The organism is Celeribacter arenosi (assembly GCF_039539485.1).
GTDB classification, from domain to species: domain Bacteria; phylum Pseudomonadota; class Alphaproteobacteria; order Rhodobacterales; family Rhodobacteraceae; genus Celeribacter; species Celeribacter arenosi.
This window is the reverse complement of sequence record NZ_BAABDF010000007.1, coordinates 789,579-809,334: the sequence shown is the minus strand read 5'-3', so window position 1 is coordinate 809,334 and position 19,756 is coordinate 789,579. Positions and strand designations below refer to the sequence as shown.

Annotated in this window: 15 protein-coding genes; 7 read left to right on the top strand and 8 right to left on the bottom strand. The window is 62.1% G+C overall.

Going from position 1 to position 19,756, the window contains the following annotated elements; all coding sequences use genetic code 11:
• Entirely contained in the window at positions 1-2,880 is a 2,880-nt protein-coding gene (gene uvrA / locus ABD815_RS11590; protein WP_344847302.1) for an excinuclease ABC subunit UvrA, read from the bottom strand.
• Positions 2,881-3,096: 216 nt separating this feature from the next.
• Here uvrA and ABD815_RS11585 point away from each other — a divergent pair, with 216 nt between their 5' ends.
• Positions 3,097-3,459 carry a rhodanese-like domain-containing protein gene (locus ABD815_RS11585; protein ID WP_344847301.1) on the top strand — a complete coding sequence of 121 codons (363 nt, stop codon included), beginning with the start codon at positions 3,097-3,099 and terminating at the stop codon, positions 3,457-3,459.
• Positions 3,460-3,531: 72 nt separating this feature from the next.
• Here the strand turns inward: ABD815_RS11585 and ABD815_RS11580 are convergent, their stop codons facing one another.
• On the bottom strand, positions 3,532-4,494 hold the full coding sequence (locus ABD815_RS11580; RefSeq protein WP_344847300.1) for a LysR family transcriptional regulator: 963 nt from the start codon (positions 4,492-4,494) through the stop codon (positions 3,532-3,534).
• 158 nt (positions 4,495-4,652) lie between these two features.
• Between ABD815_RS11580 and ABD815_RS11575 the strand changes: the two genes are divergently transcribed.
• Positions 4,653-5,273: a YdeI/OmpD-associated family protein gene (locus ABD815_RS11575; RefSeq protein ID WP_344847298.1), complete on the top strand. Its 621-nt coding sequence runs from the start codon at positions 4,653-4,655 to the stop codon at positions 5,271-5,273.
• Positions 5,274-5,325: 52 nt separating this feature from the next.
• Positions 5,326-7,179 (top strand): heavy metal translocating P-type ATPase, encoded by a 1,854-nt coding sequence (locus tag ABD815_RS11570; RefSeq protein WP_344847296.1) that lies wholly within the window; start codon positions 5,326-5,328, stop codon positions 7,177-7,179.
• Positions 7,180-7,281: 102 nt separating this feature from the next.
• Here the strand turns inward: ABD815_RS11570 and ABD815_RS11565 are convergent, their stop codons facing one another.
• The 6 genes from ABD815_RS11565 to ABD815_RS11540 all read right to left on the bottom strand — a co-directional run bounded on the left by ABD815_RS11565 (position 7,282) and on the right by ABD815_RS11540 (position 16,217).
• Positions 7,282-7,854 (bottom strand): VPLPA-CTERM sorting domain-containing protein, encoded by a 573-nt coding sequence (locus ABD815_RS11565; RefSeq protein ID WP_344847294.1) that lies wholly within the window; start codon positions 7,852-7,854, stop codon positions 7,282-7,284.
• Between the two features lie 371 nt (positions 7,855-8,225).
• Positions 8,226-9,620, bottom strand: coding sequence for a dihydrolipoyl dehydrogenase (gene lpdA, locus ABD815_RS11560; protein ID WP_344847292.1), 1,395 nt, complete (start codon positions 9,618-9,620; stop codon positions 8,226-8,228).
• A 145-nt stretch (positions 9,621-9,765) separates the two neighbouring features.
• The gene (locus ABD815_RS11555) at positions 9,766-10,371 is read right to left on the bottom strand and encodes a DUF924 family protein (RefSeq protein WP_344847289.1); all 606 of its coding nucleotides are present in this window, start codon (positions 10,369-10,371) and stop codon (positions 9,766-9,768) included.
• Positions 10,372-10,509: 138 nt separating this feature from the next.
• Positions 10,510-11,805, bottom strand: a complete 1,296-nt coding sequence (locus tag ABD815_RS11550) for an MFS transporter (RefSeq protein WP_344847288.1) — start codon at positions 11,803-11,805, stop codon at positions 10,510-10,512.
• A gap of 10 nt (positions 11,806-11,815) precedes the next feature.
• The gene (gene queA, locus ABD815_RS11545; protein WP_344847286.1) at positions 11,816-12,880 is read right to left on the bottom strand and encodes a tRNA preQ1(34) S-adenosylmethionine ribosyltransferase-isomerase QueA; all 1,065 of its coding nucleotides are present in this window, start codon (positions 12,878-12,880) and stop codon (positions 11,816-11,818) included.
• Positions 12,881-12,926: 46 nt separating this feature from the next.
• Positions 12,927-16,217, bottom strand: coding sequence for a YhdP family protein (locus ABD815_RS11540; RefSeq protein WP_344847284.1), 3,291 nt, complete (start codon positions 16,215-16,217; stop codon positions 12,927-12,929).
• Between the two features lie 113 nt (positions 16,218-16,330).
• Between ABD815_RS11540 and bcp the strand changes: the two genes are divergently transcribed.
• The 4 genes from bcp to ABD815_RS11520 all read left to right on the top strand — a co-directional run bounded on the left by bcp (position 16,331) and on the right by ABD815_RS11520 (position 19,747).
• The gene (bcp, locus tag ABD815_RS11535; RefSeq protein WP_344847282.1) at positions 16,331-16,798 is read left to right on the top strand and encodes a thioredoxin-dependent thiol peroxidase; all 468 of its coding nucleotides are present in this window, start codon (positions 16,331-16,333) and stop codon (positions 16,796-16,798) included.
• Between the two features lie 25 nt (positions 16,799-16,823).
• Positions 16,824-17,681: a ferritin-like domain-containing protein gene (locus ABD815_RS11530; protein ID WP_344847280.1), complete on the top strand. Its 858-nt coding sequence runs from the start codon at positions 16,824-16,826 to the stop codon at positions 17,679-17,681.
• 274 nt (positions 17,682-17,955) lie between these two features.
• Entirely contained in the window at positions 17,956-19,248 is a 1,293-nt protein-coding gene (locus ABD815_RS11525) for a DUF5930 domain-containing protein (protein ID WP_344847278.1), read from the top strand.
• Positions 19,238-19,747, top strand: coding sequence for a bactofilin family protein (locus ABD815_RS11520; RefSeq protein WP_344847277.1), 510 nt, complete (start codon positions 19,238-19,240; stop codon positions 19,745-19,747). The genes ABD815_RS11525 and ABD815_RS11520 overlap by 11 nt, the downstream gene beginning before the upstream one ends.
• The last annotated feature ends 9 nt before the right edge of the window (positions 19,748-19,756 follow it).

The window sequence follows — 19,756 nt, the reverse complement described above, 5'->3', positions numbered from 1 at the left end:
CTACTCCGCAGCTTGGCGTCCCGCTTTCGCGAGCATCGGTTTGAGGTAATGGCCGGTATGGCTCTGTTCGGTTGCGGCGACCTCTTCGGGGGTGCCGGTGGCCACGATTTTCCCGCCGCCATCGCCGCCCTCGGGGCCGATGTCGATGATGTGGTCGGCGGTTTTGATGACGTCGAGGTTATGTTCGATGACGATCACCGAATTGCCCTGATCGACCAACTCGTGCAGCACTTCGAGCAGCTTTTTGACGTCTTCGAAATGCAGACCCGTGGTCGGTTCGTCGAGGATGTAAAGCGTGCGGCCGGTAGCGCGTTTGGAGAGCTCTTTTGAGAGTTTGACGCGCTGCGCCTCGCCGCCCGAGAGGGTCGTGGCCTGCTGGCCGACCTTGATATAGCCAAGGCCGACGCGCATCAGCGCATCCATCTTTTCGCGGATGCTCGGCACGGCTTTGAAGAACTCCTGTGCATCTTCGACCGTCATATCAAGAACGTCGGCTATGCTTTTGCCTTTAAACACAATTTCGAGTGTTTCGCGGTTGTATCGTTTGCCGCGGCAGGTTTCGCATTCGACGTAGACATCGGGGAGGAAGTGCATCTCGATCTTGATGACACCGTCGCCCTGACAGGCCTCGCAGCGCCCGCCTTTGACGTTGAAGGAGAAGCGTCCGGGTTTGTAGCCGCGTGCCTTTGCCTCCGGCAGACCGGCGAACCAGTCGCGGATCGGGGTGAAGGCGCCGGTGTAGGTGGCGGGGTTGGAACGCGGGGTGCGCCCGATGGCGCGTTGGTCGATGTCGATGACCTTGTCGAGATGTTCGAGGCCTTGAATCGTTTCGCAAGGCGCGGGTGTCTGGCGCGCGCCGTTGAGGCGCATCGAGGCGGTTTTGAACAGGGTTTCGATGGTCAGCGTGGATTTGCCGCCCCCCGAGACGCCGGAGATCACCACGAATTGCCCGAGGGGGAATTCGGCGGTGACGTTCTGGAGGTTGTTGCCTGTCGCGCCCACGACGGTGACGGTTTTTCCCGACCCTTTGCGCCGCTCGGCAGGCACAGCGATTTCGCGTGAGCCGGTGAGGTATTGGCCGGTGAGCGATGCGGGATCGGCGGCGATATGGTCCGGCGTGCCGCGCGAGACGACGGTGCCGCCGTGCACCCCTGCCCCCGGTCCCATGTCAAACACGTAGTCGGCCTGACGGATCATGTCTTCGTCATGTTCGACGACGATGACAGTGTTGCCTTGGTCGCGCAGGTGTTTGAGCGTGCCGATCAGGCGGTCGTTGTCGCGTTGGTGCAGCCCGATGGAGGGTTCGTCGAGCACGTAGAGCACGCCCTGCAGGCCGGAGCCGATTTGGCTGGCGAGCCGGATACGTTGGCTTTCGCCGCCCGAGAGCGTGCCGGCGTTGCGCGACATGGTCAGGTAGTCGAGGCCGACGTTGTTGAGGAAGCCGAGGCGTTCGCGGATTTCTTTCACGATGGCGCGGGCGATTTCCTGTTTCTGCGGGCTGAGCGCGTCCATGATGCCGTCGATCCATGCGTAGGCATCCTTGATCGACATCTGCACCACTTGGCCTGCGTGCATGAGGTTGTCGGGCGGGCCTATTTTCACCGCGAGCGCCTCTTCGCGCAGCCGGTAGCCGCCGCAGGCGCCGCAGGGGCGGTTGTTTTGATAGCGTTCGAATTCTTCGCGGATCCAGTTGCTGTCGGTTTCGCGGTAGCGCCGCTCCATATTGGGGATCACACCCTCGAAGCTGCGCGTGACCTCGTAGACGCGCCCGCCATCGTCATAACGGAACGGGATTTCTTCGTTGCCGGAGCCGTAGAGAAAGACCTTCTGGATTTTCGGGTCGATGGTTTTCCACGGCGCGGAGGGTTTGAAGCCGTAGTGTTTGGCCAGCGCTTCGATGGTTTGCAGGAAGTAGGGCGTTTTGCCTTTGCGCCATGGAGCGATGGCCCCGTCGGCGATTTTGAGCGTCTGGTCGGGCACCACGAGGCGTTCGTCAAAGAACAGCTCCATCCCCAAACCGTCGCAGGTCGGGCAGGCGCCGAAGGGCGCGTTGAAGGAGAACAGGCGCGGTTCGATTTCGGGGATGGTGAAACCGGAGACCGGACAGGCGAAGTTTTCCGAGAATGTGATGCGTTCGGGGTCGACACTGTCGTCTTTGGGCACGGTTTCGAGGATCGCGATGCCGTCAGCAAGGTCGAGGGCGGTGCGCAGGGAATCCGCGAGGCGGGTCTCCAGACCTTCGCGCACCACGATGCGGTCGACCACGACGTCGATATTGTGGCGGAACTTTTTGTCGAGCGTGGGCGGGGCGTCGAGTTCGTAGAATTCCCCGTCGACCTTGACGCGTTGAAAGCCCTGTTTGCGCAGTTCGAGGAATTCCTTGCGATATTCGCCTTTGCGGTCGCGCACGATCGGGGCGAGCAGGTAGCCGCGTGTCCCCTCTTCGAGGCGCATGGTGATGTCGACCATGTCCTGCACCTGCTGGGCCTCGATCGGCTCGCCGGTCGTCGGGCTATAGGGGGTGCCGGCGCGCGCGAACAGGAGGCGCAGGTAGTCGTAGATCTCGGTCACCGTGCCCACAGTGGAGCGCGGGTTCTTAGAGGTGGTTTTCTGTTCGATGGAGATCGCGGGGCTCAGGCCGGAGATGTGGTCCACATCCGGTTTGCCCATCATGTCGAGGAACTGGCGCGCGTAGGCCGAGAGGCTTTCAACGTAGCGGCGCTGGCCCTCTGCGTAAATCGTGTCGAAAGCGAGCGAGGATTTGCCTGACCCCGACAGGCCGGTGATCACCACGAGCTCGTCGCGCGGGATGTCCACATCCACGCCTTTGAGGTTGTGTTCGCGCGCGCCGCGCACCTCGATATGTTTCAGTTCGGCCATGCGACCCACTACCCCGGATAAATTGTCGAAAACTTTCCTCTCCTATCTAGGCGAGGTGGCGCGCGCATCCAACAAGAAAATGAGAACGAAGCGCGAACACGCGATATTGACGCGCCCAGATCGCGCTCGAAAAGCCTGCGTGACTTGATCACAGACGGCGTTGAGGGGGCAATGGTAGGAAAGGGGCAACTCGAAACACCATTAAAGGAATCATCCATGTTCGGACTTTTTGGCGGATCTGCCCCGAAACTCTCGGTCGATGACATTCAGCACGGCGTTGAAGACGGTTCTATGGTTCTGGTCGATTGCCGCGATCCGATGGAATTGCGCAGCACCGGCAAAGCCAAGGGCGCGCTTTCTGTGCCGCTCGCCACGATGGCGATGAAATGTAACCCCTCGTCGCCGGAATGCCTGCCGGAATTCAAAAACGGTGACAAAACCATCGTGCTCTATTGTGCCTCGGGCGCGCGCGCGGCGGGTGCGGCCAATATGCTGCGCCAGATGGGGCACACGGAAGTGCAGAACCTCGGCGGGTTGAACAACTGGGCCATGGGCGGGGGCGATGTCGTGGCCCCGTGAGTGCCACACGCAATGCAATGAAAAGGGCGGCTCCGCGTGGGGCCGCCCTATTCATGTCGGGATTTAAGTGGCCTAGCTGTTTGAGGCCAGAGTGCCTTCGAACTTGGCCGCATCGGGGCGCGTATCGGCGTTATCGATCACCTCGTCGGGACCCATATACAGCGTTTTGCGCGCCGAGAAGCGGCCCGCGATAAAGCGCATGAATTCGGTGACGCGGGGCACGTGGCGCAGGTCGGGATGGGTGAGCACCCAGATCGGCATATGGTCGGACAGACCCAGACCCGGCACGCGCATCAGGCCGGGATCGGGGTTGCCGAGGAAATGCGAGCTGCGCACCATGCCGACGCCTTGGCGGGCGAGCGAGAGCGCCGAGACCATGTCGTCGGTGCGGATGGCGACGGTCGAATTGGGCATTTCCGCAAAGAGTTGCGATGGGCAGGCCTGCGACCATGCGGTGAAGGAGATATAGGGCAGCGCGCGGTCACGGTCGCGCCCCGCGAGCACATCGCTATATTCGGCGACATAGGAGGGCGAGGCGAACCAGCCGGAGCGCTGTTGGGTCATCATGCGGCCCCAAAGGCTCTCTTCGGGGCTGCGGGTGACGCGGATGGCCACGTCGGCTTCGCGCCGGTGCAGGTTCAGCACCTCGGTCACGCCGACGATGTGGATGTCGATGGCGGGATGCAATTCCCTGAACACTTTGAGGTCTTCGGCGAAATGGTCATCGGCCAGAAGGGGCGGCAGCGTGATGCGCAATTCGCCCTCTTCGGTTTCATCGCGCGCGGCCAGCGCCATATCGAGGGCGACCATGCGCGCCTCGACTTCCTCGGCGTGGCCGATCGCGACCTGACCGGCCTCGGTGGGTTGAAGACCAGAGGCAAGGCGGGTGAAGAAGCGCACACCGGCGGCATCCTCCGCCTTTGCCAGCTGACGTGAAACGGTTGCGTGGTTGACTCCAAGCACGCGCGCGGCACCCGACAGGCCGCCCTCACGGGCGACGGCGAGTATGTATCTAAGAGAATCCCAATCTGTCATGTGCGACAGGTTAGCACATGTTCGAAACCGCACAAGGTTTGCGCTACCCTTTTACTGTTTTGTCACAACAGAACCGTTTGATCCCCGCCGCGGGTGGCATTGCGGGGGGGCCGCGGTGGGCATAGAGTCATCGGTGGATTGCACATTCAGGGACCACCATGATTACCGATGTCGATGACTATTTCGCCAAGGGATGCGGGCGCTGTGCGCGGTTCGAGACGCCGGCGTGTTCCACGCGGATCTGGGCCGACGGTCTGGCGGCGCTGCGCGCGATCTGCCTCGATGCGGGGCTGAGCGAGACGGCGAAATGGGGGCATCCGTGCTACATGCACGCCGGTCGCAACATCGTCATCATCGGGGCGTTTCGCGAAAACTTCCGGCTGACGTTTTTCAAAGCGGCGCTGATGAAGGACCCCGAGGGGGTGTTGGAGCGCCAAGGGGCGAATTCGCAGCACCCTGACATGATCCGGTTCACGACCTCTGATGGGCCCGCCGCGCAGGCCTCGGTAATCTCGGCCTATCTGGCGGAGGCGAAGGGCTATGCCGAGGCGGGGATCACGCCGGTCAAGACCACGGTTCAGCCGGATTTTCCCGAGGAGTTGGCCACGGCGCTCGACGATGATCCGGAGTTGGCAGAGGCGTTTTATGCGCTCACGCCGGGGCGTCAGAGGAGCTACCTGTTCAATCTGAATGGGGCCAAACAATCGCCCACACGTGTTTCGCGAATTGCGAAGTTTCGCGACAAGATCATTGCGGGCAAAGGAGCTTTGGAGCGATGAGGTTTCGCGGGTCCCCTGTCGCGATTGAGCGATGCAAAGGAAGCAGGCGCGCATGCACCATTTAGGCACCGACCGGTTGAAGACCGCGCTGCTGATCATTGCGGTTGCGGGGCTGGTGGTGGGCATTGGCCTTTATTTTGCGGGACATGGCGATGTTGCGCAGACGGTCTGGTTCATCGGGGTCGTGCCGGTGCTGGCCGCGCTGCTGGTCGAAATCCTGCGCAGTCTGTGGCGTGGCGAGGTCGGGTTGGACATCGTGGCGGCGCTGTCGATGAGTGCCGCGTTGCTGTTTGGCGAAACGCTGGCGGCGGCGGTTGTGGCGGTGATGTATTCGGGCGGCACCTTTTTGGAGAGCTTTGCCGAGGGGCGCGCGCGCCGCGAAATGAACGATCTGCTGTCGCGTGTGCCGCGCATGGCGACGCGGCACAAAGACGGTGGTCTCGAAGAGGTGCCGTTGGAGGAGATCGCGCTTGGCGATGTGCTCCTGATCCGGCAGGGCGATGTTGTGCCTGTGGATGGCACGGTTACTTCGGATGGGGTCTTTGTCGACACCTCCGCCCTGACGGGGGAATCCCTGCCCGTGCGCCTGATGAATGGGGGCGATGCGATGAGCGGCTCCACCAATGCGGGAGAGCCCTTTGATCTGATCGCAACGCGCCTTGCCAAGGAAAGCACCTATGCAGGGATTGTGCGTCTGGTAGAGGAAGCGCAGGCGTCCAAGGCCCCTATGGCGCGCATGGCCGACCGGTGGTCTTTGGCGTTTCTGGCCGTGACAGTGGCCATCGCCTTTGGCGCGTGGTGGGTCACGGGCGATCCGATCCGTGCGGTAGCGGTTCTGGTGGTTGCGACCCCCTGCCCGCTAATTTTGGCGGTGCCGGTGGCGCTGGTCGCGGGGCTTTCGCGGGCGGCGCATTTCGGTGTTTTGATCAAGGGTGCGGGGCCGCTCGAAACCATGGCGCGGGTGCGCACGCTGATCCTCGACAAGACCGGCACATTGACCGATGGGCGCCCGCAGATCGTCGAGATCATCAGCCACGAAGGGATGGAAGAGGACGAGATCCTGCGCCTTGCCGCCGCGCTCGATCAGGCATCAAAGCACCCTGTTGCGCAGGCTATCGTTGCGGCGGCAAAGGCGCGCAGTCTTGACCTCCCCGTGCCATCGCAGGTTGCCGAGATCGCGGGTGAAGGCGTCGTTGGCGGTGTCGAGGGGCGCAGCGTGATCGTGGGGGGCGACGGATTTGTGGCGCGCCGTGTCGGGCAATCCACGGGCGAGCATGCGGCGGGGGTTGCGGGATCGGTTCTGGTCGCGGTGGCGGTCGATGGGCGCATGGCGGGGCATCTGGTGATGGCCGATCCGTTGCGCGAGGGGGCGGGCGGATTTCTCGACGGGCTGCGCGGCGACGGGATCGACCGCATTCTGCTGGCGACCGGTGATCGTGCGGCGGTGGCCGAACGGGTGAGCGCGGGGCTGCGCCTTGACGGGGTGCGGGCGGGTTTGACGCCGGACCAGAAGGTGCTGCTGGTTTTGACCGAGTGCAAGAATGCCCCCGTTATGATGGTCGGCGACGGGGTGAATGACGCCCCTGCCCTCGCCGCGGCGGATGTGGGCGTGGCCATGGGTGCGCGCGGGGCGGCGGCCTCGGCGGAGGCGGCGGATGTTGTGCTCTTGGTGGACCGCATCGACAGGCTCGGGATCGGGATCGATATTGCGCACCGTGCCCGACGCATCGCGGTCGAGAGCGTCATCGCAGGGATCGGCCTGTCGGTTGCAGGCATGATCGCGGCGGCTTTCGGGTATCTGACGCCGGTTCAGGGGGCGCTGTTGCAGGAGGCGATTGACGTGGCCGTGATCCTGAACGCCCTGCGCGCCTTGTGGATCGTCCCCCATGGCGCGAAGGTCGAGTGAGTGCGGGTGGTGGTCGGGGCGATGAGAAAAGGGAGAGGCGATGCCCCTCCCTTTGTCGTTCAGATCAGCGGGTCGTTTTGAGGGACCCCTGTCTGTAAAACCTCAGGCTTTCGCTTTGGATTTGCGGCGAAAGCCAGCCATTGCGCCAAAGCCCGTCAGCAGCATCATGCCCGTTGCAGGCAGCGGAACAGCCGAGAGTTTCGGGGCCTGAGGCGCCGAGAAGTTCGAAATCGTCAAAGTGTTCGATCCAAAGATGCCGTCCTTTGTGACGATCGAAAATCCGATCACGTCACCTGCGGATACTGCGGCATTGTAGCTACCGGACGCACAATTGCTGGCCAGACCGCGCGATGCGCCACCGACAATCGCGTAGGATGTTGCCCAACCGCAATCTGATCCGCCGACTTTCCAATCAAACGCGAAAATGCCGGTGCTGGCGGCGGTGGTTGTGACCGAGACGGTCGCGCCGCCAACGGCGTTGTTCGGTTCGACCAGATAGATACTGTTGGGTGCGCCGGAGGTGTTGACGGACCCGCCGCCAGTCGAAATCGTCCAATTGGACATATCGTAGGCACCGGTGAAACCCGTGATTGTCGCCGCGCTGGCGCTGCTGGCGATCAGGGGAGCCGCCGCGATCAAGGCGGCAGCAAGGATGGATTTAGAACGTCCGCTCATGTCTGGACTCCTGTCTATTTACGGTGGTGTTTGCAAAAAGTGCACGGACCGGAACGATCAGAATGCCTGCAAACACCTGGGTGAATTAACGTCCCGTAAACCATGAATCGGGGCACAAATAAGACAGGTCTGGCATTGTAGAGCGGACGGAGACAAAGGGCGCTGTTTCGCCATTTTGTGCGCTAAACCCGCGATATTTTGCACCTTTTGCCCTGTTTTTGCCGTCAAATTCAGAGGGATGGGAATCGGCGAGGTGTCCGGGTTTGATCTGAAACGGGGTGCTGGACGGGTCTGGATGGCGCGCGCGGGGCGCAGACACAAAAGAACCCCGCGCGGGTGGCGCGGGGTTTGAGGGTCGATTGGGGTGACGCCTAGATGTGGAGCGCGCGACCGTAGGCGGCCAGAACGCTTTCGTGCATCATTTCCGACATCGTCGGGTGCGGGAAGACGGTGTGCATCAGGTCTTCTTCGGTGGTCTCCAGCTGGCGACCGATGACGTAGCCCTGAATCATTTCGGTGACTTCCGCGCCAACCATATGCGCGCCGAGCAATTCGCCGGTTTTCTCGTCGAAGATGGTTTTCACCATGCCCTCGGCTTCGCCCATGGCGACGGCTTTACCGTTGCCGATGAAGGGGAATTTGCCGACCTTGATTTTATGGCCTGCTTCCTTGGCCTTTTCTTCGGTCAGGCCGACAGAGGCGACTTGGGGGTGGCAGTAGGTGCAGCCCGCGATCGAGTTCGGTTTGATCGGGTGGACTTTGAGACCGGCGATCTTTTCGGCGACCATGACACCTTCGTGGGAGGCTTTGTGGGCCAGCCACGGAGCGCCTGCAATGTCACCGATGGCGTAGATGCCCGGCACGCCTGTGGCGCAATATTCGTCGGTGACGACATGGGTGCGGTCGATTTTCACGCCGAGCTCTTCGAGGCCGATGCCCTCCACGTTCCCGACGATGCCAACGGCGGAAATGACCGTGTCGAACTCTTCGGTTGTGGTTTTGCCGCCCGCTTCGAGATGGGCGATGACTTTGCCCTTTTGGCGGTCGAGTTTGGTCACCGTGGTTTTTTCGCGGATCTTCATGCCCTGTTTTTCGAACTGCTTTTTGGCGAAGGCGGAGATGTCTTTGTCCTCGACGGGCAGGACGCGGTCCATCACCTCGACCACGGTCGTGTCCGCGCCGAAGGTGTTATAGAAGCTCGCGAATTCGATGCCGATGGCGCCGGAACCGATGACGAGAAGTTTCTTCGGCATCCGTTTCGGTGTGAGCGCATGGCGGTAGGTCCAGACCAGATCGCCGTCGGCCTCAAGGCCCGGCAATTCGCGGGCGCGCGCGCCGGTGGCGACGATGATGTTTTTGCCGGTCAGGGTTTCTTCGCCCTTGTCGGTTTTGACGACCACTTTACCGGGGGCGGCGATTTTTGCCTCGCCCATGATGGCGGTCACTTTGTTCTTTTTGAACAGGCCTTTGATGCCACCGTTCATTTGGGCCGCGACTTTTCGCGAGCGGGCCACCACAGCGTCGAGGTCAAAGGAGAATTTATCTGCCGACAGGCCGAACTCCTTGGCGCGTTCCATGTGGTGGTAGATTTCCGCAGACCGCAGCAGTGCCTTGGTCGGGATGCAGCCCCAGTTGAGGCAAATGCCACCGAGGTTTTCACGCTCTACACAGGCGACCGACAGGCCGAGTTGGGCAGCACGGATTGCCGCGACATATCCACCGGGTCCTGCGCCGATCACGACGAGATCGAAGTTCTGTTCTGCCATAGGGTCCTCCCGACACCGAAAACTAGTTTGACACTAAACTATCCTTCAAGATGCAGCAACGGCGCCCGCATGTTGGCAGGTTTTCGCGTGACGCATAGCTACGTCATGAAACGCATGCCGGCGCGGGAGGTGGATTGGGCAGGATTCAGGCCGCTTTTTGCGGCAAGGCATTCAAAACCCGCATATATCCGCCATCGTCCATAAAGGCCTGCTCTGCCGCCGTGGTCGCGCGCCCGAGGGCTTGGTTGCGATAGGGGAAGCGGCCGAACATGCGGATGATTTCGCGATGGGCCTGTGCGTGGCGCAAATTGCCGGGTGATTCCTCGAGCCGTTCGCACATCAGGCGCACGCAGCGGTCCTGATCGGTCTGACCCTCCGAGTGCATCAGGGGGAGGTAGAAGAACTGGCGCGCGGGCGGGTCGATGCGCATATCCCAGCCTTTGTCGATCGCAGCCTTGGCGGCGGCGAGCGCGGCGCGGTCGGAGGAAAAGGCTTTGCCCTCTCCGCGAAACATATTGCGCGGCAGTTGGTCGGTGAGAATGATGTAGGCCAGAGCCCCGGAGGGATAGGTCAGCCAGAGCGAATAGGCCCCTGCCTGCGCGTGCTCCCACCCGTCGAGAAATCGCGTGCGGATTTCGGCATCGAAGGCCTCGTCACTGGCGTACCATTTGTCGGGCCCGACCTCATCGAGCCAGAACGACAGAACTTCTTCCGGCTTCAGGGGTGTTGCCCCGCTTTGACTATTCACCATGCCTCACTCCAACGCGGTAACCTTGTTTTAAAAAACTGTTACAATTCCAACCAAAGCCCGCAAGAAAATTGTCCCCTAAGGCCTGACGTCGTGCCTTATGTTGCGCTGATGAAACAAAATGCGACGGGGCGGGGCGGATTACTGCGCAGCTGTACGGTCGGTTTCGGCCTCTGTTGCAGCATCTGCTTCGGCCTCGGCTTCGGCCATTTCGATGGCGACTTCCTGAGCGACCTCGGAGCCGACCGGTGATGTCGATGGCATCACGGCGACATAATGCGAGGTATCTTCCACGGCGATGGAGGCGCGGCGTGTGGTTCGCCAGACCGCATAGAGCGTGACAGAAGCCATCAACAGGCCCTGAAACAGGAAGTAGCCCGGCGGGCCGACGCGGCTCATGAACCAACCGGCGAGCAAGGGGCCGGTGACCGATCCGAGCCCGTTGACGAACATCATTGCGCCCGAGGCGGAGGCCATTTCGTCCGTTTCAAGGTGGTCGTTGGTATGGGCAATGAGGAGCGAGTAGAGCGGGTTCGCCGCCCCGCCCGCGATGAACCCGATGAGCAGCGCGACCCTGTAACCCGGTGCCAGAGCGAAGCCTGCGAAACAGGCAGTGGCCCCCATCGCGGCCACGAAAAGGATCACGACACGACGGTCGATGCGGTCCGAAAAGTAGCCCACGGGGAGCTGGAACACCGCCCCGCCGATAAAGATCGCGGCGACGAAGGCAGAGATTTTGGCCAGATCGAAGTCGGCCTGTGTGGCGTAAACGGCGGCCATCGACATCTGCGCGGAGAACACGCCGCCCATCAGGAACATGCCGACGATGCCCAGTGGCGAGGCCTCGTAGAGGCGGCGGAAGGTCATTGGTTTGGAGGTCTCGAATGGCGGTGTCGGGGTGATCGACAGCAGGATCGGGGCAAAGGAAATCGAGACCAGCACCGAGGGGATCACAAAGAGGACAAAGCCCGAGGGGTCGCCGCGCGACAGGATCGCCTGTGCGATCACGAGGCCTGCGAGTTGCACCAGAAGGTAGGCGGAGAGCGTTTTGCCACGGGTTTCGTTGGAGGCGGCGTTGTTGAGCCAGCTTTCGGCGGTGACATAGACGCCCGAAAAACAGAAGCCGATCACGACGCGCAGCGCCATCCAGACCCACGGGTTGGCGATGACGGGAAACAGGATCAGCGCGGCGGAGATAAAGGAGGCAAGCGCCGCAAAGACGCGCACATGGCCAACACGCCGGATCAGATCCGGTGCGATGCGCGATCCGCCAAGAAACCCGAGGAAGTAGCCCGACATCACAAAGGAGACTTCGGTCGTCGAAAACCCTTCCAACTCGGCGCGCACGCCAAGCAGAGTGCCCTGCAGACCGTTGCCGATCATCAGGAAAAGTATGCCCAAAAGGAGGGGGGACGAGGCGGTGAGAACCTGTTTCATATGCCCAGCCTTAGGTGGATTCGGCGGCTGGCAAAAGCAAAGAGGCATCACCATAGGAAAAGAAGCGGTAGCGCGCGGCGATGGCGTGGTCATAGACCTCGCGGATGCGGTCGCGCCCCATGAGGGCGGAGACGAGCATCATCAGCGTGCTTTTGGGCAGGTGGAAATTTGTCATCAACGCGTCGGCGACGCGGAATTGGTAGCCCGGCTTGATGAAGATGTCGGTCTCGCCCAGAAACGGCGCGATCTCTCCGCCTGCGGCGGCGCTTTCGATCAGGCGCAGCGCGGTTGTGCCCACGGGGATGACGCGGCCCCCTGCCCGTTTGGTTGCCGCGATTTCGGCCACGGCAGTGTCAGTGACCTCGCCCCATTCGGCGTGCATTTTGTGGTCGTCCACATTGTCGACCTTTACAGGCAAAAACGTGCCCGCGCCGACGTGCAGGGTGACATAGGAAAAATCGACGCCCTTTTCGCGCAGGCGCGCCAGAAGCGGTTCGTCGAAATGCAGCGAGGCGGTGGGGGCGGCAACCGCGCCCGCGTTGCGCGCCCAGATGGTTTGGTAATCCTCGCGGTCCTGCGCATCGGCTTTGCGGATCGCTTCGATATAGGGGGGCAGCGGCATGGAGCCTGCCTCGGCCAGCGCGCGGTCGAAATCCTCGCCGGAGAGCGAAAACGACAGGAGCGCCTGCCCGTCCTCTTTACCCAGCAGAGTGGCCGAGAGGTCGTCGGAAAAGCGGATCGCCTCTCCGATGTGCACCTTTTTGAGCGGCTTGACGAGGGCGCGCCATTGACCGGCCTCTGCCTGAGGTTCGAGCAGCGTGACCTCGACCTTTGCCTCCTGCCAGCCCTGCGCGGTGTCGCGCCCGCGGGTGCCCGAAAGGCGGGCGGGCAGGACTTTGGTGTCGTTGAGCACGAGTCGGTCACCGGGTTGCAGAATGTCGACGAGGTCTGTGACGACGCCGTCCGTGATCCGCTGCGGCGTGGCCACGAGCAGGCGCGCAGACGAGCGCGGGCGTGCGGGGCGCGTGGCGATCAGGTCCTCGGGGAGGTCAAAGTCGAAATCGGAGAGTTTCATTGCCTCGCGGCCTTTCTGGTCGTCACGGATCGCCGCTCGGGGCGATTTAATTGCTTTGGGCGGGCGAGCGGCGGCGGAAGATGTCGCGCAGCGCACCGGGGGTCAGGATAGAGAGCGGGTTGACCCGCACATCGGGATCGGACGCCGCGCCTCGCAGGTCGAAATTGAACCCGAACAGGCCCTCGCCCCGACGTGACACCACCTGCCCGAGCGCGTTGATAAAGTAGAGCGGCGAGATGACGCCCTGAAAATCTACCTCTTTGGAAGCGGTGTCATAGATGCCGTCGAGGGAGATGCCAAGAGAGGCGCCTTCGGCGCTGCCCTGCCGGATGGTGATGCGCTCAGGGGCCAGCAAAAACTCGCTGTTGATGTCGGTGAATTTGAGACCCCCGCCGCCGAGTTGCTCCAAGAGGCCGACGACCGAGATGGAGGACAGGAGTTTAGCCAGCGAGGGGGCGGACAGGACGCTCATATCTGTGATCTGGGCGCGCCCGTCGTAGGTGCGCGTTTGGGGGAGTGCGACGAGCGTGACGGTCATGGCCCCGCCTTCGGCGCGCTCGAGCAGCCCGGCGGCCGTGACCACGCGGCCCGCATTGCGCGAGGTGAGCGTGATGGTCGGCCCATGGGTGGCGGGCACGAGGGTGCCCGACAGCGCGGCCTCGCCGTTGAGGTAGCCCGAGAATACGCCGCGCACATCGCGCCCTGCCGCGAGTTCCGCCGACAGGTTGGTCAGGCGCAGCCCGTCGGAAACCCGCAAGGTATCAAGGGCGGCAGTGACGGGACCATGCGCATCGCCGCCGCTGCCCCCGCCGGAGGGCAGTTTGCGCAGATCGAGCAGCCCCCCTTCGAGGATCACGGCGGGTGGCGCGCCCGCCCCCTGCCCGTCGAGGCGCAGCGAGGTCGACAGCCAGTCATCGACGGCGAATTGGCCGAATGACAGCCGCTCCAACCCGCCGCCTGCGCGGATCGCCACCGCCCCGTCGCGCGCGGTGAGACCGTCACCGACAAGCGTGAGTTCCGACAGTCCCGGCGCGGCCCCACCCGTGCCCTTGGCCGAAAATGTCATGCCGGTCGCGGCCGCTTTGCGCCATCCGATCGGCGGGATATTCAGCGTTGCGCCCTTCAGGTCAGAGGTCAGCGCGAAACGCGGTGGTTGTTTGGACACCAGATCGACGGTGACCGCACCTTTGGCGGCGCCTTGGAACATGCCTGTGGGCAGGGCTATTGCGAAGGTGTCGAGGAAGTTCTGGTCGATCGCCACATCGGCGGTTACCGAGGAGAGGCCGCGGTTTTCGGCCCCGAAGGCTTTGACCCACCGCCCATTGGCGCGCGCGCTGTCCAGCGTCACCGGGCCTGCGATTTCCATGCCTTTTTGCGTGACCTCCACGTTCAGGGTTTTGGCCGCGAGTCTGCGATCGGGGATGAGTTTCGTGCTGACAACATCGCTCAGGACGCCCGTGCCGCTATAGGTCACATCGGCGGGTTGCAGTTTGCCTTTCAGGGGGAAGGCGATCTCCGCACTCAGATCGAACTGCCCCTCTGCCACGTCGGGTCCGAAGGTCGCATCCTTGAGCGCGTTCAATGGCTTACCCGATAGAATTGAGAGGGCCGCCTCGACCGTGGAGCGGCTTTTAAGAGCGATTTCCAGATTGGCGGGTTTTTGGGACAGGTCGGGCAGTTGAAAGCTGCTGCCCGCCACATCTAGGGCGCCGCCTTGGGGGGCTGTGATCTGACCGGCCTCCACGACAAAGGAGAGCGCGTTTTGCGACAGGGTGGCATAGCCCGCCGCACCGGTGAGCGGGGGTTGGGCGGCGAGAAGTTTGGCCGTGAGATTGTCAAAGGCCCATGTTGCCTCGACCAGCGGTTTTGGCACATCGGGGAGGCGGCGAAAGGCGAGCGTCAGGTCGCGGTAGACCCCGCCCGACAGGTTCGCGGCGAGCCAGTCACGGGTTTTGGTCACCGCGAGAGGGGGCCAGAGGGTCAGCAGGTCGGCGTGCGAGAGCACTGGCACGCGCAGATCGAGCGCGGTTTCCCACCCGTCGCTGTGCGCAATCGCGCGCCCGTCCCCGCGCAGGGTGAGCCCCTGCCGTGTGAGGTAGAACTGCCCGACGTTGAGACGCAGCGGGTCCAGCCGCAGGTGCAGATCGACCGCGCCGGATCCAAAGGCGAGCGGCGCCTCGAAAAAGCCCAAGGGGTCGAGGCGCACGTCCGACAATTGAAGCTGGCCGGTGAAGGCCTGTGGCCAGTTGCCCTGAAAATCCGACACCAAAAGATGCCCGCGACCCGAAAGGTTCAGCGTCGGCGAGGACAGGGACACCTCGGCAAAATCGAGGCGGTTCTCTTTGGGATCATAACCGACGTAACCCTTGGCACCGTCAAAGGCGATGGGTTTACCCCCGCCACCGGGGTCGACATGGCCCGCCCCGATTTCGATGGTGCCGAACATGCGCGACAGCGTGCCGGAGGAGTCGATCTCGGCGCGCAGGTTGCTCGAAAGCGGGGCGTTGACGACGGAGAGGAAAGACAGAGCGGGGCTGTGCAGAGCGAAATCGCTGGCCGGCACGCGGTCGGCGGAGAGCGATATCGAACTCGCCAGAGATGTCTTTTGAGTGGAGAAGCTGATTTCGATATCCGAGAGGTCTTCGGTGCCATTGAAGAGCGCGAAATTCACGGTGATATCAACGCTGTCGGGGTGATTGGACAGCACGACCGAGGCGTCGGTGGCCTGCCAGATATTGCCCGTGCGCGCATCCTCCAGTGTCACGGTCAACTCGCGTGCCTCAACGCGGGAGATGCCCGACAGCGGTTCGGTCAGGAAGGCATCGTCAATGGCCTGCAGCACCTCTGCACCGGAGCCAGCCGTGCGCGCAGAGCCGCCGAAATCTAGCGCGAAGGAGCCGTCAACGCGGCGCCGGATCACGATTTGCGCGCCCGAGAGACGCAGGACATCGGGTTCGAACCGGAAATCCGCCACCGCCTCGCGCGAGAGCACCGCGCGCAGTGAATTCAGCCGCGCCAGCTCTACGCCAGAGGCATCGCGGATGCCGACGTTGCGGGCCGTCACGCGGGGGATAAAGTTGCGGTCCACCATGACCACGACGCGCCCGAGTGACACCTGACCGCTGTCGAAATCGCGGTTGATGCGGGTCTCGATACGTTCAGTCAGTCGGGCGGGCAGGACGATTTCGCGCCCCGTCAGGGCAAGCGTGCCGAAGGTTGCAAAAAGCGCGCCAAACGCCACAAAGGCCAGCGCCCATAGCATCACCCGCCGCGACCAATGACGGTGCGTGTCGGGGGGCGGGATGTCTGGGTCCTGCGGGTCGGCGTCTTGGTTCATACGTCTCGTTGGCCTCTTGGCGGGCAGCTGTGTCGTTTTATCTTGTTGCGCTCTCGCCTACAATGAATGCTGTTGCCTGCCACAACTGGTGCGCGAAAGAAGGATGCTGACAGATGCTCGAAACCGGAACCCCTGCCCCCGACTTTACCCTGGCCCGTGATGGGGGCACGGATGTGGCGCTCGGCGATTATCGCGGCAAATCCGTGGTTCTGTATTTCTACCCCAAAGACAACACCCCCGGATGCACCACCGAGGCGTTGGATTTCACCGCGCTCAAGGATCGTTTCGAGGCCGCGAATACGATCGTGTTCGGCGTCTCCCGCGACAGCGTTAAAAAGCATGACAACTTCTGCAAAAAACACGGGCTGGGCATCGCGTTGCTGTCGGATGCGGAGGGCGACGTTTGTGAGGCCTACGGCGTTTGGCAGGAAAAGAAGATGTACGGCAAAACCCATATGGGGATTGTGCGGTCAACCTATCTCATTGACGCGGATGGGAAAATTGCGCAGGTCTGGGAAAAAGTGAAGGTGACGGGGCATGCCGAGGAGGTTCTCGTCGCAGCGCAGTCGCTTACGAAATGATGCCTTTGGGCAGGGGGAGAGCGCGATGACGGTTCAGACAACAGGCCAGACGGACGCCAAGACACTGGCCGAGATGGCAGTGGAGGTTCTGACCTGTGCAAAGGGGCGCGAAAAGACCGAGCTCAGCCATGCCCATGCCGCGCGGTGGCGGGCGTCGCGCGAGGCGGGAAATACCATCGAGGTTGGCACCGCATCGCCGCCGCTGCGCCCCGGGCGACCGGAGCGGCCGGAGCTGCTCGACCCGCGCGAGGTGCCGCAGCGCAAACCGGGCACGCCGGAGGGGCGCATCGCGATCCTGCATGCTATCGCGCATATCGAATTGAACGCGGTTGATCTGCATTGGGACATCATTGCGCGGTTTTCGCATGTGCCTTTTCCGCTCGGGTTTTTCGACGACTGGGTGAAATCGGCGGATGAAGAATCAAAGCATTTCAACCTGATGTGTGACCGGTTGGAGGCGATGGGCAGCTATTATGGCGCCCTGCCCGCCCATGCCGGCATGTGGCAGGCGGCCGAGGATACGGCGGGCGATATCATGGGACGACTGGCGGTTGTGCCCATGGTTCTGGAGGCACGCGGGCTCGACGTGACGCCGGGGATGATCCGGCTGTTCGAGCAGGCAAAGGACCGCGAAACCGTGGATGCGCTCAAGGTCATTTACGCCGAGGAGGTCGCGCATGTGGCCTATGGCGCGAAGTGGTTCAACTTTCTATGCGGGCGAGACGGGCTCGACCCGAAGGAGGAATTCCACACCTTGGTGCGCCGGTATTTCCACAGCGGGACCAAGCCGCCGTTCAACGAGGAAAAGCGCGCGGAGGCCGGAATGCCGCCCGATTTCTATTGGCCGCTGAGCGATGCGCTGCCACCTGCGTGGTCGCGCTAGGGTTGCGAAAAAAGTCCAAACGTTATGATTTGTTGCCTTGACCTAGGGGAATGCGATTACAGGGGGAAATCGCGGATTTGGGCGAATTCGACCCTCTGAGCGAGTCAAATTTAGGCGAAAAACCGCGCACTTGCAGTGGGTTCCCGCCTGATCGCCGTCCAATTGGTCAAAAGCATTGCCCCGATAAGAATCGTTTTGTAACACCGTTGGCAAGAAAGGCGCGCACCGAAAGGTCGACGCCTCAGGGGATGGGGAAAACGGTTTCAATCTACACATGATTAGACAATTCAATCACATGCTCGAGCGCCGTTTTCCGGAACGCCGCATTTTCATTCGCTCGGAAGCGGAGACCCGCTACCTTCGGCTCACACCGCTGACCCAATGCGCAGGGATCGTTGGAACAACGCTCCTCGGGGCCTGGATGATCACCGCCTCCGCGATGGTTCTGATGGACTCGATCGGATCGGGTAATCTGCGTGACCAGACGAGCCGCGATCTGGTGCTGTTTGAGAACCGTCTTTCCGAACTGGCCAGCGAACGTGACATGCGCGCCGAAGAAGCGGCTGCCGCCCAATCGCGTTTCACCACCGCCCTGACCCAGATTTCACAGATGCAGAGTGACCTTCTCGCCTCCGAGGAGCGCCGCCGCGAGCTTGAGACCGCGATTGACGTTGTGCAGGCCAATTTGCGCGACGCGTTCAGCGCGCGTGAAGAGGCGGAGCTGGCTGTTGCCGTGCTCGAAGGCAGCGAAGCGCCGACCGCGGGTGTGACACCGCAGGACATGGAAGCCACGGTTGACGTTCTCGCCGCGACGCTGGCCGATACGGCGGATGAACGCGATGCGATGGTGGTTCAGGCCAATCAGGCGATGCGCATTGCAGAGACGCTGGATGCCGATCTGAAGCTTCTGGAAGAAAAGAACGACCGTATCTTTTCGCAACTCGAAGATGCTGTGACCGTTTCGGTCGCGCCGCTCGACAAGATGTTCAAAGCGGCAGGCATGGACCCCGACCGCCTGATTTCCACCGTCCGCTCCGGATATTCCGGTCAGGGTGGACCGCTGACACCGATCACTTTTTCGACCATGGGCGGCCTGCCCGATCCTGATGGCCTGCGTGCCAATGGCATCATCGAAAAGATGGACCGTTTGAACCTGTATCGCATTGCCGCGCAAAAAGCGCCCTTTGCCCTGCCCCTCAAGGATGGCTTTCGCTACACCTCCGGGTTCGGGCCACGGTGGGGCCGGATGCACGAGGGCACGGATTTTGCCGCAGCCTACGGCACCCCGATCTATGCGACGGCCGATGGCGTGGTGACTTTTGCCGGTTGGCAGAACGGCTATGGCCGTCTGGTGAAGATCCAGCACGAGTTCGGAATCGAGACCCGTTACGCGCATCAATCCCAAATCCACGTGAAAGTCGGGCAAAGGGTCTCGCGCGGAGACAAGATAGGTGCTATGGGGAATTCCGGTCGCTCCACTGGCACGCATCTTCATTATGAAGTTCGTGTGGGAGGCAAAGCCGTGAACCCCATGATCTACATTAAGGCTGCCAACGATGTTTTCTAAAAGCAGAATAAATGAACCCGGGCCCAAACAGGGCGACGAGCAGAACAAACCCGATCAGGCGGCTGCAAAGCCTGCCACGCCAAAAGCGCCGGCTGAATTTACGCCAAGCGCGCCCAAGGCGAAACCGCCGGCATCTGTTCTCTCAGCGGACCTGACCGTCACGGGTAATCTCAAAACCACCGGCGACATCCAGATCGAAGGCACCGTTGAAGGCGACATTCGTGCGCATCTTTTGACGGTTGGCGAAACGGCGACTGTCAAAGGCGAATTGATTGCGGATGATGTCGTGGTCAATGGCCGCGTAATCGGTCGCGTTCGTGGTCTCAAGGTGCGTCTGACCTCCACCGCGAAGGTTGAGGGTGATATCATCCACAAAACCATCGCGATCGAAAACGGTGCGCATTTCGAAGGGTCCGTGCAGCGGGCCGATGATCCGCTCGGTGGGACAAAAACCCCGATGCCGACGCCGAAATCCGCCGCGACCGGCGAGGCCAAGTAACAAACGCAT